This is a genomic window from Brevundimonas sp. (assembly GCF_036732845.1).
Classification (GTDB): Bacteria; Pseudomonadota; Alphaproteobacteria; order Caulobacterales; family Caulobacteraceae; genus Brevundimonas.
The window spans coordinates 1-15,265 of the sequence record NZ_DAINBO010000009.1; the positions used below are offsets into that span (position 1 = coordinate 1).

The 15,265-nt window shown below is 67.8% G+C and carries 17 protein-coding genes; 11 read left to right on the top strand and 6 right to left on the bottom strand.

Annotated features, from left to right (window positions below; translation table 11 throughout):
- The 3 genes from V7D63_RS04925 to V7D63_RS04935 form a co-directional block, all read left to right on the top strand.
- On the top strand, positions 1-1,022 hold a 1,022-nt coding region (locus V7D63_RS04925), incomplete at its 5' end, for a DNA gyrase C-terminal beta-propeller domain-containing protein (protein ID WP_333591147.1).
- 277 nt (positions 1,023-1,299) lie between these two features.
- Positions 1,300-1,866 (top strand): LemA family protein, encoded by a 567-nt coding sequence (locus tag V7D63_RS04930; RefSeq protein WP_333591148.1) that lies wholly within the window; start codon positions 1,300-1,302, stop codon positions 1,864-1,866.
- Positions 1,867-1,872: 6 nt separating this feature from the next.
- Positions 1,873-2,889: a M48 family metallopeptidase gene (locus tag V7D63_RS04935; RefSeq protein WP_333591149.1), complete on the top strand. Its 1,017-nt coding sequence runs from the start codon at positions 1,873-1,875 to the stop codon at positions 2,887-2,889.
- Positions 2,890-2,925: 36 nt separating this feature from the next.
- Here V7D63_RS04935 and V7D63_RS04940 read toward each other — a convergent pair whose 3' ends face one another.
- Together V7D63_RS04940 and V7D63_RS04945 are read right to left on the bottom strand one after the other, a co-directional pair.
- On the bottom strand, positions 2,926-3,660 hold the full coding sequence (locus V7D63_RS04940) for an arginyltransferase (RefSeq protein WP_333591150.1): 735 nt from the start codon (positions 3,658-3,660) through the stop codon (positions 2,926-2,928).
- Positions 3,661-3,772: 112 nt separating this feature from the next.
- Positions 3,773-4,675 carry a flagellar motor protein MotB gene (locus V7D63_RS04945; RefSeq protein WP_333591151.1) on the bottom strand — a complete coding sequence of 301 codons (903 nt, stop codon included), beginning with the start codon at positions 4,673-4,675 and terminating at the stop codon, positions 3,773-3,775.
- Positions 4,676-4,814: 139 nt separating this feature from the next.
- Here V7D63_RS04945 and V7D63_RS04950 point away from each other — a divergent pair, with 139 nt between their 5' ends.
- Genes V7D63_RS04950 through V7D63_RS04960 form a run of 3 tightly spaced genes read left to right on the top strand, consistent with a single transcriptional unit; the run spans position 4,815 to position 6,690 of the window.
- Positions 4,815-5,303 (top strand): flavin reductase family protein, encoded by a 489-nt coding sequence (locus tag V7D63_RS04950; protein ID WP_333591152.1) that lies wholly within the window; start codon positions 4,815-4,817, stop codon positions 5,301-5,303.
- A gap of 2 nt (positions 5,304-5,305) precedes the next feature.
- Positions 5,306-6,184 carry an NAD(P)-dependent oxidoreductase gene (locus V7D63_RS04955; protein WP_333591153.1) on the top strand — a complete coding sequence of 293 codons (879 nt, stop codon included), beginning with the start codon at positions 5,306-5,308 and terminating at the stop codon, positions 6,182-6,184.
- Positions 6,185-6,228: 44 nt separating this feature from the next.
- Positions 6,229-6,690, top strand: a complete 462-nt coding sequence (locus V7D63_RS04960; protein WP_333591154.1) for a hypothetical protein — start codon at positions 6,229-6,231, stop codon at positions 6,688-6,690.
- On the opposite strand, the gene V7D63_RS04965 is transcribed toward V7D63_RS04960, so the two are convergent.
- The 3 genes from V7D63_RS04965 to hemB form a co-directional block, all read right to left on the bottom strand.
- Positions 6,681-7,430: a carbonic anhydrase gene (locus V7D63_RS04965; protein WP_333591155.1), complete on the bottom strand. Its 750-nt coding sequence runs from the start codon at positions 7,428-7,430 to the stop codon at positions 6,681-6,683. The genes V7D63_RS04960 and V7D63_RS04965 overlap by 10 nt on opposite strands.
- Positions 7,431-7,537: 107 nt before the next feature.
- Positions 7,538-8,623 carry a DUF5694 domain-containing protein gene (locus V7D63_RS04970; protein ID WP_333591156.1) on the bottom strand — a complete coding sequence of 362 codons (1,086 nt, stop codon included), beginning with the start codon at positions 8,621-8,623 and terminating at the stop codon, positions 7,538-7,540.
- 122 nt (positions 8,624-8,745) lie between these two features.
- On the bottom strand, positions 8,746-9,753 hold the full coding sequence (gene hemB / locus V7D63_RS04975) for a porphobilinogen synthase (RefSeq protein WP_333591157.1): 1,008 nt from the start codon (positions 9,751-9,753) through the stop codon (positions 8,746-8,748).
- 218 nt (positions 9,754-9,971) lie between these two features.
- On the opposite strand from hemB, the gene V7D63_RS04980 reads away from it, so the two are divergent.
- The 5 genes from V7D63_RS04980 to V7D63_RS05000 all read left to right on the top strand — a co-directional run bounded on the left by V7D63_RS04980 (position 9,972) and on the right by V7D63_RS05000 (position 14,594).
- A complete protein-coding gene (locus V7D63_RS04980) occupies positions 9,972-11,111 on the top strand; it encodes an acyl-CoA dehydrogenase family protein (protein ID WP_333591158.1) in 1,140 nt (379 codons plus the stop codon).
- Positions 11,112-11,150: 39 nt separating this feature from the next.
- Entirely contained in the window at positions 11,151-12,206 is a 1,056-nt protein-coding gene (locus V7D63_RS04985; protein ID WP_333591159.1) for an enoyl-CoA hydratase/isomerase family protein, read from the top strand.
- A 72-nt stretch (positions 12,207-12,278) separates the two neighbouring features.
- Positions 12,279-13,055, top strand: a complete 777-nt coding sequence (locus V7D63_RS04990) for a class I SAM-dependent methyltransferase (RefSeq protein WP_333591160.1) — start codon at positions 12,279-12,281, stop codon at positions 13,053-13,055.
- A gap of 31 nt (positions 13,056-13,086) precedes the next feature.
- A complete protein-coding gene (locus V7D63_RS04995) occupies positions 13,087-13,845 on the top strand; it encodes a class I SAM-dependent methyltransferase (protein ID WP_333591161.1) in 759 nt (252 codons plus the stop codon).
- Entirely contained in the window at positions 13,845-14,594 is a 750-nt protein-coding gene (locus V7D63_RS05000; protein WP_333591162.1) for a class I SAM-dependent methyltransferase, read from the top strand. Before V7D63_RS04995 ends, V7D63_RS05000 begins: the two co-directional genes overlap by 1 nt.
- A 144-nt stretch (positions 14,595-14,738) precedes the next feature.
- Here the strand turns inward: V7D63_RS05000 and V7D63_RS05005 are convergent, their stop codons facing one another.
- On the bottom strand, positions 14,739-15,221 hold the full coding sequence (locus V7D63_RS05005; RefSeq protein WP_333591163.1) for a hypothetical protein: 483 nt from the start codon (positions 15,219-15,221) through the stop codon (positions 14,739-14,741).
- Positions 15,222-15,265 lie beyond the last annotated feature (44 nt).

Here is a 15,265-nt window from a genome sequence, read left to right on the forward strand (position 1 = left end):
TGAACCTGGACGAGGTGATCCGCATCGTCCGCGAGGAGGAGCAGCCCAAGGCGGTGCTGATCGCCCGTTTCGGCCTGACCGAGACCCAGGCCGACTTCATCCTGGACACCCGGCTGCGTCAGTTGGCGCGGCTGGAGGAGATGGCGATCGAGAAGGAGTTCAAGGCGCTGTCTGAGGAACTGGCGGGCCTGAACGCGATGATCGCCTCGCCCGCGCGCCAGACCAAGCTGCTGGTGGTGGGCCTTCAGGACGTGCGCAAGGCCCTGGTCTCGCCGCGCCGCACGACCATGGCCGAGGCGGTGGACGCCAGCGCCTTCGTCGCACCCGAGGCCTTCATCCCGCGTGAGGCGGTCACGGTCATCCTGTCGGAACGCGGCTGGATCCGCGCCGCCAAGGGCAAGGTCGAGGACCCGTCGGAGCTGAAGTTCAAGGAGGGCGACGCCCTGGCCTGGCTGGTCCCGGCCTGGACCACCGACAAGCTGCTGATCGGCGCCTCGGACGGGCGGGTGTTCACGGTCGGGGTCGACAAGCTGGCCTCCGGGCGCGGCCATGGCGAGCCGTTGCGCCTGATGATCGACCTGGACGAGAAGGCCGACATCGTCGGCGTGCTGGCGCACCAGCCGGGCGGCAAACTGCTGGTCGCGTCGAAGGCTGGTTACGGCTTCCTAGCGCCCGAGGACGAGACCCTGGCCCAGAAGCGTGGCGGCAAACAGGTGCTGAACGGCGAGATGCTGTCGATGCTGCGGGCTTCGGGCGATCACGTCGCGGCCATCGGCGACAATCTGAAGACCCTGGTCTTCCGCCTGGACGAACTGCCCGAGATAGGTCGTGGCAAGGGGGTGAAGATCCAGTCCTACAAACAGGGCGGCCTGGTCTCGATCACGACCTTCGACGCCGAGCCGGGACCGGAATGGGTCGACGGCGGCGGGCGACGCCGCAACTGGCCCGACTGGAAGGACTGGCTGGGCAAACGCGCGCAGACCGGGCGGCAGGGACCGAGAGGGTTGCGGAAGTTCAGGTAGGTTTCCCTCTCCCGATGGGAGAGGGCTTGAGGCCCGCAGAGCGAAGCGATGCGCCTTGGCCGAAAGGGTGAGGGTCGGATATCCGCCGATCATCACCCAGCAGTCGACCCTCACCCTTTCACGCGGCCAATCGCCTTGCAGGCTCCTGGGCGTTCAAGCCCTCTCCCAGCGGGAGAGGGATGACGCCGAGGTGACGCCGATTTCATTCGCGGGGGGCTTCGCCATACGCGATAATCCGCCCGTGGGCCGCGTTGGCCCACGGCTGGAGATTGAATGGATGACCTGGATCATCATCGGCGTCATCGTCGCCGTGCTGCTGTTCGTGGTGGTGGGCGCGTACAACAGGCTGGTCGCCCTGGATCAGGCGGCGAACCAGTCGTTCGCCGACATCGACGTGCAGTTGAAGCAGCGTCAGGACCTGATCCCCAATCTGGTCGAGACGGTGAAGGGCTATGCCGCCCACGAGAAGGGCACGCTGGAAGCCGTGATCCAGGCGCGCAACGCCGCGACCTCGGCGGCATCGGTCAATGACAAGGTGCAGGCCGAGAACATGCTGACGGCGTCGCTGGGCCGTCTGTTCGCCCTGTCGGAGGCCTATCCCGACCTGAAGGCCAACACCAATTTCCAGCAGTTGCAGATGGATCTGTCGGACCTGGAGAACAAGCTGGCTGCCGCGCGTCGTTTCTTCAACAATGCGGTGGGCGAGTTCAACGCCGTGCGCCGCCAGTTCCCGACCGTGCTGTTCGCCGGGATGTTCGGCTTTGGCGCGGACAAGCCCTTCTTCGACGTCGGGGCCGACGAACGCGCGGCCCTGAACGCCGCCCCGCCGCAGGTGAAATTCTAAGCCGCCATGGCCGCCTTCCACGGCCGCGCCGTCGGCCTGAAGACCCACATCTGGGCCAACAACACCCGGTCGGCGATCCTGCTGGCCGGGTTCCCGGTGTTGCTGGTGATGATCCTGTACGGGGTGCAGTTGGTCCTGATGGGATTGGGCGTCCTGCCGGGCACGGGCCGGGGTCTGGACGCCGATATGGCGCGGGCGGCCGAATGGCTGAGCTGGACCGTGCCCATGGCGGCCGTGATCGCCGTGATCTGGTTCGTCATCGCCTATTTCGGCAACCAGATGATGATCGACGCCATGACCGGCGCCCGCCCGGTCGAGCGGCGTGATGCGCCGGACCTCTATAATCTGTTGGAGAACCTGTGCATCTCTCGCGGGATGCGGACGCCGACCTTGCGGATCATCGAGGACCCGTCGCTGAACGCCTACGCCAGCGGCCTGCATGAAGGGCGTTACAGCGTCACCGTCACGCGCGGCCTGATGGACGCCCTGAACCGTGACGAGTTGGAGGCTGTTCTGGCCCACGAACTGACGCACGTCATCAATCGCGACGTGCGCACCATGGTCATCGCTTCGATCTTCGCCGGCATCATCAGCGTGATCGCCGAACTGGTGTTCCGTGGGCTGTTCTATGTGCGCGGCGGCGGCAAAAACAACAAGAACGCCGGGCCTCTGATCCTGATCGGTCTGGCCATCGCGGTGATCGGCTTCGCCCTGGCGGCGGTGATCCGCATGACCCTGTCGCGGACACGCGAATATGTGGCCGACGCGGGTTCGGTGGAGCTGACCAAGAACCCCGACGCCATGATCTCGGCCTTGCGCAAGGTCTCGGGCCGGTCGCAACTGCGGGCGCCGGACGAGGTGCAGGGCATGTTCCTGGACAATCACCCAGACCGGAACGGCTTCATGGACATGTTCGCCACCCACCCGCCGATCGAGAAACGGATCGCGGCCCTGGTGGAGTTCGCGGGCGGACGGGACCTGCCGCCGACGGATGCGATCAATACGGCCGTGCCGACGACGTAGATCTCCTCCCTGTCGTGCGGCGATGGGGAGGAGAAGTCAGTCCACCCGCACCCAGCCCATCGGCTTCAGCATCTCCATCGGCCGGAACTGGGCCTTGTAGTCCATCTTGGGCGAACCCTGGACCCAGTAGCCGAGATAGACATAGGGCAGGTTCACCGCCGCCGCCTGGCGCAGGTGGTCCAGGATGGCGAACACGCCCAGGCTGCGCCGCTCCAGCGACGGGTCGAAGAAGCTGTAGACCATCGACAGGCCGTCGTTCAGCAGGTCGGTCAGGGTGCAGGCCACCAGATCGCCCGGCCCGCCGTCGGTCGAGGGCAGGCGATATTCGATCAGATGGGTGCGCACGGCCGTGTCCTCGACCATGGCGACATAGTCCAGCCAGCCCATGTCGGTCATGCCGCCGCCGGGGTGGCGGTGATTGAGATAGCGGCGCAACAGGTCGAACTGCTCGATCGTCGCCTCGGCCTCGACCAGGCCGCGCGACAGGTCGGCGTTCCTGGCCATGACCTTGCGCTGGGTGCGCGACAGATCGAAATCGGCCACCGGCAGGCGCACCGAGACGCAGGCGTCGCAGGTCGCGCAGGCCGGGCGATAGGCGATGTTCTGACTGCGGCGGAAACCCGCCTGGGTCAGTTCGTCATTGACGTGCGCCCCGTCGAAGAAGGGCAGGTTGGCGAACACCTTGCGCTCGGTCTGGCCCGCCAGATAGGGGCAGGGCGCGGTCGCGGTCATATAGAAGCGAAGCTGGTGATGAGGAACGTGTCGGGTCACGCGCTAATCCCGCATCCGATTTCGCCGAAGGTGTGGCGCGACCTCGTCCATGACGCCGATGTGAGGCCGGTTCGGCGCGCGCCGCAAGGTCTCTCGCCTCGCGGCAGAGCGGTCACAGGCTGGTGTCCGTCGGCAGGACCGGCGCCTCGCGCAACAGCACGATGGCGATGCGGCGGTTGCCGGCCAGGCTGGGATCGTCGGGATACAGCGGGTCCGAGCCGGCCTTGCCCGAGACCTGATACACGCGGTCGGCGTCGACCCCGGCGTTCTGCAACACCAGGCGCGAGGCGTCGGCCCGCTGGGACGACAAGGACCAGTCGGTCGGGGCGCTGGCGCGGCCCGAACCGGGGCGGGCGCTGGTGTGGCCGGTGATGGAGATGCGGTTCGGCAACTGGTTGATGACCCGCGAGACGGCGCGCAGCAACAGGGTGGCGCGGGCGTTCGGGCGGGTGGAGTTCGGCTCGAACATCGAGCGGCCTTCCTGATCGACCAGTTGAATGCGCAGGCCCTCGGGCGTCTGGTCGATGATCAACTGTTTCGACAGTTCGGCCAGTTCCGGCATCGACTGCATGGCCTGGCGCAGGGATTCGGCGGCCGAGGCGAACTCGGCGGCCTCGCGCCGAGCGATCTCCTCGCGCAGGGCTTCTTCCGAGGCGGCGGCGAGGTTGGAGTTCTGACCCGCCTCTTGCGGCGCGTCCGGCGGCGCCTCGGGCGACAGTTGGTTGATCACCGACATGGCGCCGGACCCCTTGGCCCCGTCCTCGCCCAAGGAGGTCCCCCCCAGGATGCCGCCCGAACCGCTGGTCGTCTGGCTGACGCTGGCGGGGGCGAAATATTCGGCGATGCCGCGCTTCTGCTCCGGGTCGGTGGTGTTGATCAGCCACATCAGCAGGAAGAAGGCCATCATGGCGGTCACGAAGTCCGCATAGGCCACCTTCCACGCGCCGCCATGGTGGCCGTGGCCGCCGACCTTCTTGACCTTCTTGATGAGGATCGGACGATCACTCGAAGACATGGGAACTCACGCGGCAAGACTTCATTAGCCTTAAAATCGGCGCGGGCCGTTAAGAAGCCGTTGCGCCTGCTCCGTCAGCCGGGCTTTCGGTTGAGACCTCGCTCTTGCCGTGACGGGGCGGCTCGCCTAGGTCAGGCGGGTGTCCGACGCCCTTGACCGCTCTGCATATCGACGCGCCCTGGGGACCTTTTCGACCGGCGTCTGCGTGGTCACGGCCCATACGCCCGAGGGGGCGTTCGGCATCACGGTCAACTCCTTCACCTCGGTGTCGCTGGACCCGCCGCTGATCCTGTGGTGCCTGGACGAGGGGTCGGAGCGGCACGGCCTGTTCGCCGCCGCCGACAGGTTCGCCGTCCATGTCTTGCCGGTCGAGGATCGCGAGATGTCCGACCGCTTCGCCTGGGGCGTCTGCCGCCTGTCGCAGGATGAGTTCGACACCGCCGATCCGGCGCCGCCGCGCCTGAAGAACGCCCTGGCGCGGCTGGACTGCATCGCCGAGCAGCGCCTGCCGATGGGCGATCACCTGACCATCGTCGGCCGGGTGCTGGATTTCGACAGCCGGTCGGGCGACGCCCTGACCTATTTCCGCGGCCGTTATGGAACGGCCGCCGATCCTCACGAGGGGTGACCATGCGCATCGCCTTCGCCGGACTGGGCGTCATGGGCGCGCCCATGGCCCGACACCTGATCACCGCCGGACACGAGGTCGCGGGCTACAACCGTTCGCCGGACAAGGCGCGCGCCTGGGCGCAGGCGCATGGCGGCCGCTTCGCCGCGACCGTGGCCGAGGCGGCGGACGGGACCGAGCTGTTCATCCTGTGCGTGGGCGACGACGACGACGTGCGCCAGGTCGTGACCGAGGCCCTGCCGCACCTGGCTGAAGAGGCGGTGATCGTCGACCACACCACCACCTCGGCCAAGGTGGCGCGCGAAATGGCCGAACGGGCGGCCCAGCGCGGCGTCGCCTTCATCGACGCCCCGGTGTCAGGCGGACAGGCGGGGGCCGAGACCGGCCAACTCAGCGTCATGGCCGGCGGCGACGCCGACGCCCTGGCGCGGATCGAGCCGGTGCTGCGCGCCTATTCCAAGGCGATCCGGCACATGGGACCGGCGGGCGCGGGCCAACTGACCAAGATGGTCAATCAGATCTGCATCGCCGGGGTGGTTCAGGGCCTGGCCGAGGCGGTGCATTTCGCCGAACGGGCGGGACTGGACACGGACGCGGTCTATGAGGCGGTGTCCAAGGGCGCGGCCCAGTCCTGGCAGATGGACAATCGCTGGAAGACGATGGCCGAGGGCCGGTTCGACTTCGGCTTCGCCGTCGACTGGATGCGCAAGGACCTGGGCCTGGTGCTGGATGAGGCGCGGACCAATGGGTCGCATCTGGCGGTGACCGCCTTGGTCGATCAGTTCTATTCGGAAGTTCAGAGTTTGGGGGGATCGCGATGGGACACGTCGAGCCTGGCGGCGAGGTTGCAGGATCGAAGCCGCCGTCCAAGCGGCGGCTGACCACCATCTGGCGCCAAGGGGAACCGTCCCATCCGGCCTGGGCTTTGTGGTGGCGGCTGAAGCGGCATTTCAGCCTGCTGACGGCGCCGGCCAGTTGGTTCGGCTCGCCCGGCGCCTGGACCTATTTCGGCAACGACTTCATCACCGGTCTGCGCCGCAACGAATCGACCGCGCGGTCCTTCGCCCTGCTGGACGAGCAGCCCGAGCTGTTCGAGGTTGTGCGCGCCCTGGCGGCCCTGAATCTGAAACGCCACGAGCAGATGTTTCAGTTCATCGCCCTGCTGTACGTCTCGGTCCCGGTCACCATCGTGCTGGGATTGGCCGAGGTCATGCCGAATGACCTGATCCGCCTGTTCTCGGAACAGCAACGCGGGGTGATGATCCTGGTGACGGCCCTGACGGTGGGCGCGCTGGTTTACCTGGTCGGGATGTGGCGCGCCCGTCAGTTGATCTCGGTGCTGGAGCTGTGGCGGATCGAGCGCGGGCGCGCCGGACCTCAGGCGTGACCGGCGCCGTCGTCGGCTGAGGCGGGCGGCAGGTCCAGGAAGACGACCCGGCCCGTGTCCATCCGCTTGACGGCGGCGACGACCTTCAATCGTCCCGAGCCGATGGCGTCGGCCAGGCTGGCGTCGGCGACCTTCAGCTTGTCGGCGACGCGGCGGGCGTTCTCCTCGACCGCACGCACGGCCATGTCGGCGGCGCCCGAGCGGCGGGCGTCCAGCACGGCGGGGATGATCGGCACGATCATCTCTTCCAGGGACGGGTCCAGCGGGATGGCGCCGTCGACCACGGCCTCGGCCGCCGCCACGGCGCCGCAGCCGGTATGGCCCATGACCACCACCAGCGGGCAGTTCAGGTGCTTCACCGCATAGACGATGGAGGCCAGGCCGCGTCGGTCGACGGTGTTGCCGGCCACCCGGATCGAGAACAGGCGGCCGAAACCCTGGTTGAACAATATGGTCGGCGGGGTGCGGCTGTCGGCGCAGCCGACGATGGTGGCGATGGGGTTCTGACCGCTCTGAAGCTCGTCCAGGTCGTCGGCCTTGATGTGACCCAGGTTGTTCTCGCCGCGCAGGAAGGCCTCATTGCCGGCGATCAGCTCGGCCAGGGCCTGCTTGGGCGTGGGACCCGAGCGCGCGGCGGGAGCCGAAGACGCGGTCGTGATGATCGGCTCCAATCCGGTCGCGCCGGTCGAACCCGTCGTCGGGCGCGACTTGTCGCGTCCTCCCCCCCATAGCCAGCCCATGCATCCCCCCATAAAGCGACCGCCGTCTGTCGAACGGCGGTTAACATCTGTCAAGGCAAAGGGGCGGCGATCCGCGCGCGAAAGGCCGAGCCGAACCTTCCGTTCGACTACTTCAGAACGGTCTCGGCGTCCGTGAGCACGACGTCGTGCATCTGGTTCAGATAGGCTTCGTAATAGCCCTTGTGAGACGCGCCGACGATGGTCAGCATCCGGGTTCCCGCTTTACGGCCCAGCACTTCTCGGATGTTGGCGACCATCCGCAGGTTCCGCGTCTCCCAATATCCCAGATAGTTTCGCCCGAACGCCTGCGGCGACGGTTCGACGTGTTGTGCGCCGAAGTCGGAGCGATAGACCACCATGGCCATCGCGGGGGCGTTGTAGGCGCGATAGATGTTCAGCAGGCCTTCCGGTTCGCCCAGGCGCGCCTCAAGGGCGGCGTCCTGGTCCTTGCGCGCCTGGACATCCGGGTTGTCCCAGGCGGCCATGATGGCGGCGGCGTAGGCGTCCTCGTCATCGATCGGCGCCGCATTGTCCGCCGAATGGTCATCGACGCTCCAGACGCGTTCAAGCCCGATGCGTGCGGCCAGGGCGGCCGCGATCAGTTCGGTTTCGTTCCGTCGCGAGGCGCGCTGGTTGAGGGCCGCGATCAGATCCGGCGTCAGCCCGTCTTGCGCCAGGCGTTGGTTCTCGGGCAGGCGAAGCCATTGCACCAGCGCCGACGCCGGTTCGCCCGCCGCCAAGAACACCAAGGCCAGGCGTCGACGATCCGTCGACGACGGCGCCTGCGGCCAGTTCGCCAGCAAACGCTCCACCTCGGCGTTGGCCGTGGGAACGTCCATCCCCGCCGCCAGGGCCGCCGCGCCGGGATCGTAGCAGTATCGCTGTACGCTCTCGGCGTACCTGACCGGGTAGCGGCGCAAGCTGTCGCACTGCAGTCCCGACACGGTCTCGGTGGAAATCGCCGTGGGCCGCCACGCCGCCAGTCTTTCCAGAACAGGCTGGACCTGTTCGATGCGGAATGTGTCCGGCAGGCCCGACAGGTGCGGCGAGCCGAGAACCAGCACTTCGTTCAGCGCGCCCGGCGGCGGGCCTTTCAACTGGTCGGGGTGAAAGGCGGGAACATAGTCCTGGGCCATGGCCGGTGGGCCAAATGCCGTCAGCGCCGTCACGGTCAGAGCGAATGCGGCTCGCATTTTGGTCCCTCGATCCGCGCTGTGATCTGGCGCTGAGGGACCCTACCGACCGCTGTTCTCGCCACGAAGTTAAGGTTGCTTAATCTGATGCTCGCCGGTTCGCGAGGCGGGGCTGGCCGACCTCATGACCCCAACAGTCGCGCGGCCTTGGGTGCGAAATAGGACAGCACCCCGGCGCAGCCCGCGCGCTTGAAGGCGGTCAGGGTCTCGACGATGGCGCGGTCCTCGTCCAGCCAGCCGTTGGCGATCGCCGCCTGCATCATCGAATATTCGCCCGACACCTGATAGGCGAAGGTCGGCACGCCGAAGGTCTCGGACACGCGCCGGATGATGTCGAGATAGGGCATCCCCGGCTTGACCATCACCGCGTCGGCGCCCTCGGCGATGTCCATGGCCACCTCGCGCAAGGCCTCGTCGGAATTGGCGAAATCCATCTGATAGGTCTTCTTGTCGCCGGTCAGCATCTTGGCCGAGCCGACCGCGTCCCGGTACGGGCCATAGAAGGCCGAGGCGTATTTGGCGGCGTAGGACAGGATCAGCGTGTCCTGGAAGCCGTTGGCCTCCAGAGCCTCGCGGATGGCCTGGACCCGGCCGTCCATCATGTCGGACGGGGCGACGACATCGGCCCCGGCATGGGCCTGGATGAAGGCCTGTTCGGCCAGCCGCTCCAGCGTCGCGTCATTGGCGATGCGGCCGTTTTCGATCACGCCGTCGTGGCCGTGGTCGGTGTAGCAGTCCAGCGCCACGTCGCACATGACGCCGATCTCGGGCGCGGCGTCCTTGATGGCCTTGATGCACTCGGGGACCAGACCGTCGGGATCGGTCGCGCCCGTGCCGACGGCGTCCTTGGTCGCCGGATCGACATTGGGAAACAGGGCCACCGCCGGAATGCCCAGGTCGCGGGCTTCCTTCGCCGCCTCGGCCGCGGCCTTGGGCGACAGACGGAACACGCCGGGCATGGACGGCACGGCCACGCGGTCGTCGGCGCCGTCATGAATGATCAGCGGCCAGATCAGGTCGGCGGGCGTGACGGTGTTCTCCGCCACCAGACGCCGCACCCACGGACTGGCCCTGAGCCGGCGCGGCCGAGCGAGCGGGAAGGGGGCGGGGGCGAAGGGGAGCGTGGTCATGAGGCTCCATATCGCCCTTCTCCCATTGGGAGAAGGTGGCCTGGCGGAGCCAGGTCGGATGAGGGGCGGCTGTTTCAGTCGGCGTGGGCCGTGGCGTTGACAGCCGACCCTCACCCTTTCGCGCAGCCGATCGCTTCGCTCTCGGGCGCTCAAGCCCTCTCCCAATGGGAGAGGGGAGTGTTTAGAACCCCCCGCAAAGACTTCGAGGAAAACGCTCCATGGACTTCGCCCTCAACGACGACCAGCGCGCCATTCAGGACGCCGCTCTCGCCTTCGCCGAGGCCGAGCTGGCGCCGCACAGCGCCGAGTGGGACGAGACCAAGACCTTCCCGGTCGACGTCATGCGCCACGCCGCCGAAATGGGCTTTTGCGGCATCTACGCCCAGGAAGAACACGGCGGCATGGGCCTGGGCCGGGTCGAGGCGGCGGTGATCTTCGAGGAGCTGGCGCGCGGCGACGTGTCGACGGCGGCCTTCATCTCGATCCACAATATGGCGACCTGGATGATCGACGGCTTCGGTTCGGCCGATTTGCGCGCGCGCTATGTGCCGTCGCTGGTCACGATGGAGAAGATCGCCAGCTATTGCCTGACCGAGCCGGGTTCCGGCTCGGACGCCGCCGCCATGCGCACGACGGCGGTGCGCGACGGCGACCATTACGTCCTGAACGGCTCCAAGGCCTTCATCTCGGGCGCCGGGACCAGCGACGTCTATGTGGTCATGGCCCGCACCGGCGAGGCGGGACCCAAGGGGATCAGCGCCTTCGTCGTCGATCTGGGCACGCCCGGCCTGAGCTTCGGCGCCCAGGAGAAGAAGATGGGCTGGAACAGCCAGCCCACGGCCATCGTCAGCTTCGACGACTGCCGCATCCCGGCCGCCAATCTGCTGGGCAAGGAAGGCGACGGCTTCCGCTACGCCATGATGGGCCTGGACGGCGGCCGCCTGAACATCGCCGCCTGTTCCCTGGGTGGCGCCCGGCTGGCGCTGGAGACGGCCCAGGCCTATGTCGCCACGCGAAAACAGTTCGGCAAGTCACTGGATCAGTTCCAGAACACGCAGTTCAAACTGGCCGATATGGCGACCCAGTTGGAGGCGGCGCGGCTGATGGTGCTGCGCGGCGCCTGGGCCATCGACACCGGCCACCCGGAGAAGACCAAATGGTGCGCCATGGCCAAGCGGCTGGCCACCGACGCCTGTTTCCAGATCGCCGATGAGGCCCTGCAACTGCACGGCGGCTACGGCTATCTGAAGGACTATCCGCTGGAGCGGATCGTGCGCGACCTGCGCGTCCACCGCATCCTGGAAGGCACCAATGAGATCATGCGCGTGATCACCGCGCGGGAGATGATGCGGCAGTAGGCTGGACCGGAACGGCGACGCTACTTAGACGCAAGGTCCATGAGTGAATTGGAAGTCCTGACCCGCATCGAATCCGGCGTGGGGCGCATCACCCTGAACCGGCCCAAGGCGCTGCACGCGCTGAACCGGGGGATGTGCGAGATCATGACCGAGGCGCTGCTGGCGTGGCGCGACGATCCGGCGGTGAAGTCGGTGCTGATCGACCATGCGGGCGAACGCGGCTTCTGCGCCGGCGGCGACATCCGCATGATCGCCGAGAGCGGGGCGGGGGACGCGTCCGAGGCCAAGGCCTTCTTCGAGGTCGAATACAGGCTGAACCATCTGATGTTCGTCTATCCCAAGCCGATCACGGCGGTGGTGGACGGCATCGTCATGGGCGGCGGCGTGGGCATCAGCGAACCGGCCGACGTCCGCATCGCCACCGAACGCACCACCTACGCCATGCCCGAGACGGGCATCGGCCTGTTCCCCGATGTCGGCGGCGGCTGGTTCCTGCCGCGACTGCCGGGCGAGGCGGGGACCTGGCTGGCTTTGAGCGGAGCGCGGTTGAAGGCGGCCGATACGGTGGCCTTGGGCGTGCACACCCATTTCGTCCCGGCCGAGCGGATCGAGGATTTCAAGGCGGCGCTGCTGGCCGACCCCTCCGATCCCAAGACCGTCGCCGACCGCTTCGCCGTCGATCCCGGCCCGGCGCCCAGCGCCGAACATCGCCCGGCCATCGACCGCCTGTTCGCCCATGACACGGTCGAGGCGATCTTCGCGGGCCTGGAGGCGGACGGTTCGGATTGGGCCGTGGCGCAGTTGCAGACGTTGAAGACCAAGTCGCCGCAGTCGCTGAAGGTGTCATTGCGTCAGTTGCGGCTGGGCGCGAAGATGCCGACCTTCGCCGACAATATGGCGATGGAATACGCCCTGGGCGGCCGTGTCGTGCGCACCCACGACTTCCAGGAGGGCGTTCGCGCCGTGATCGTCGACAAGGACGGCCAGGCGAAATGGTCGCCCGCGACGCTGGCGGATGTCACCGAGGCGGACCTGGACGCCCTGTTCGCGCCCCTGCCGGACGATCAGGCGTGGACGCCGATCAAGGGTCTCTGAGGCCGTTTCTTTACTTGCGTCCCTTTCAAATCCGCGCCCCTATCCCGAACCTCGCCGTTCGGGATCGTCGCCATGAAGAAAGCCCTGTTCGCCGCCGTCGCCGCCCTGGCGCTGTCGGGCTGCATCATCATCGCCGATAGCGGGGAGCGGGATGTCGTCGTCCAAGCGGCGCCGCCGACCGACTATTCCGCCCTCTACGCCGACGCCGTGGCCGATCCGCAGCGGTTGCCGGAAGAGGTGGCGCGCGATCCGCTGAGGAAGCCGGCCGAAATGCTGGCCTTCATGACGTTGAAGCCCGGTGACGCCGTCGCCGACATCCGGCCCGAGGAAGGCTATTTCACCCGGCTGTTCGCCCCGGTGGTCGGGCCGACGGGCAAGGTTTACGCCTTCGTGCCGAACCAGACCGCGCGGCGTGAGGACGCCTTTGGCGACACCCTGGCGGCGGCCTATCCGAATGTTCAGCGGATCACCGGCGCGCTGGAGGAGATGGCCTTCGACCGTCCGCTGGACGTAGTCTTCATGGGCGAGGAGTACCACGACTTCACCATCCCCCGCTTCGGCGTGGACGTGGCGCGGATGAACGCCGCCGTCTTCGCGGCGCTGAAGCCCGGCGGCCTGTACGTCATCCTGGATCACCAGGCGGCGGACGGCGCGGGCGTCGGCGTGGCGGGAACCCTGCACCGCATCGAGGCGGCCGAACTGCGCCGTCAGGTCGAGGCGGCGGGCTTCGTCTTCGACGGTGAGAGCAAGGCCGTCCGCGTGCCGACCGACGACCATTCGCTGACCGTGTTCGATCCCGGCATCCGGGGCCGCACCGACCGTTTCGTCTATCGTTTCAGGAAGCCGTAGGGACCCGCGGCCGACAGGAAAGGAAACCGCCATGCGTAACCGTCTGATCCTCGCGGCCGTGGCCGCCGTTCTGGTCGCCGCGCCGATGTCGGCCGCGGCCTTGCAGGCGAACGACCTGATCGCCGCCGCCGTCGCCAACCCGGCGCGCCCGGCCGAGGACCGAGAGCGCGACGCCCTGCGCAAACCGGCCGAAACCCTGGAATGGGCGGGGGTGAAGCCGGGGATGCGGATCATGGATCTGGTGCCCGGCGGCGGCTATTTCACCCGCATCCTGTCGCAGGCGGTGGGCGAAGGCGGCCGCATCTACGCCATGCAGCCGACCGAGGCGGTCGCGGCCTTTCCGCAGTATCGCGAGATGATCGAGAAGATGGCGGCCGAGCCGGGTTACGACAACGTCTCGGTGCTGTTCCAGCCCGGCGCCGGCTTCGACGCCGGAGAGCCGTTGGACATGGTGTTCACGGCCTTGAACTATCATGACTTCCACGCCGACTTCATGGGCGACGCCGACGGACCCCAGGTCAATGCGGCGGTGTTCGCGGCGCTGAAGCCGGGCGGTCTCTACGTGATCATCGACCACCATGCGACGGCCGGTTCGGGCCTGGCCGATGTGAACCGGCTGCACCGCATCGACATCGAACAGGTCAAGCGCGAGGTCCTGGCCGCCGGTTTCGTGCTGGACGGCGAAAGCGATCTTCTGGCCCATCCCGACGATCCGCGCACGGCCATGGTGTTCAACCCGGCGATCCGGGGCCGCACCGACCAGTTCATGCTGCGCTTCAGGAAGCCGTGATGAGAGCGTTGCCGCTCGCGCTCGGCTTGGCGCTGCTGGCTTCGCCGCTGGCGGCGCAGGCCGTGTCCGACCCCATCGCCGCCGCCGTCGCCTCCGACCAAAGGCCCACCGCCGATCGCGGGCGCGACGCCGCGCGAAAACCCGCCGAGGTGCTGGCCTTCGCGGGTGTGCGGACGGGCTGGAAGGTCGGAGAGTACATGCCCGGCGCCGGCTATTTCACCCGTGTTCTGGCCCGCGCCGTCGGGCCGCGAGGATGGGTGTTGGCCTATCAGCCGACCGAGATCGTGCGGATGCGGCCCGCCTTCCTCAGCGAGATCCAGGCGGCGGCGGCCGAGCCGGGGATGGAGAACGTCCATGTCGTCTCCGAACCGACCCCCGCCTTCGCCGCGCCGGAACCGTTGGACTTGGTGTTCACGGTGCAGAACCTGCACGACCTGTACGGGCCGTTCGCCTCGGACGGTACGGGCGAAGCCTGGCTGACCGCCGCCTATCGGTCACTGAAGCCGGGCGGGGTGTTGCTGGTGGTCGATCACCACGCCCTGCCGGGAACGGGGTTGAGCGGGGCCGGGCGTCTGCATCGTATCGACGCCGAGGCGGCCAAGACGGCGATCATGGCCGCGGGCTTCGTGCTGGAGGCTGAAAGCGACTTGCTGGCCAATGCCGACGATCCCCGCACGGCCGGAGTCTTCGACCCGTCGATCCGGGGACGCACCAGCCAATTCATGCTGCGGTTCAGAAAACCGGTTTGACGATCCGGCAAAAGAAACGGGCGCCGGTCTCTCCGTCTTTGCCCCGGCGGATGGAGACCCGCCGTCACTCGATGTGATTTCAGCCAAAAAAGAAAGCGCCGGAGAGGCGGCCCCTCCGGCGCTTCCTATTTCAGAGACCTGATCTCAGCGTTTGCCGAAGATCGCGTCGCCCAGCATGGCGAAAAAGCCCTTCTTGGCGGCGGGCTTGGGCGTCGAGGCGACAGGGGCCGGAGCCGCCGGAGCAGGCGCGGCGGCCGGAGCGGGCGCGGGCTTGGGCGCGGCGGGCTTGGCGGCGGGCTTGGCCGCGGCGGGCGCCGGCTTCTTGGCCGGGGCGGGTTTCTTGGCGGCGGCGGGCTTTGCAGCCGCCTTCGCGGCCGGTTTGGCGGCGGCCTTGGGAGCGGCGGCCTTTTTGACGGGCGCGGCCTTGGGCGCGGCGGCCTTCGGAGCGGCCGTTTTCGCAGCCGCGGGCTTCACGGCGGGCTTGGCCGCGGGCTTGGCTGCGGCCTTGGGCGCGGCGGTCGGCTTGGGCGCGGCGGGTTTCTTCGCAGCGGCAGGCTTCGCGGCGCTCGACTTCGCGGCCGGTTTAGGCTTGGAAGCGGACTTGGACGCTGACGGTGATTTGGCCATGGACTCCCCGACCCCTCGGTTTGGACGAAAGCGCGCTGGACCAC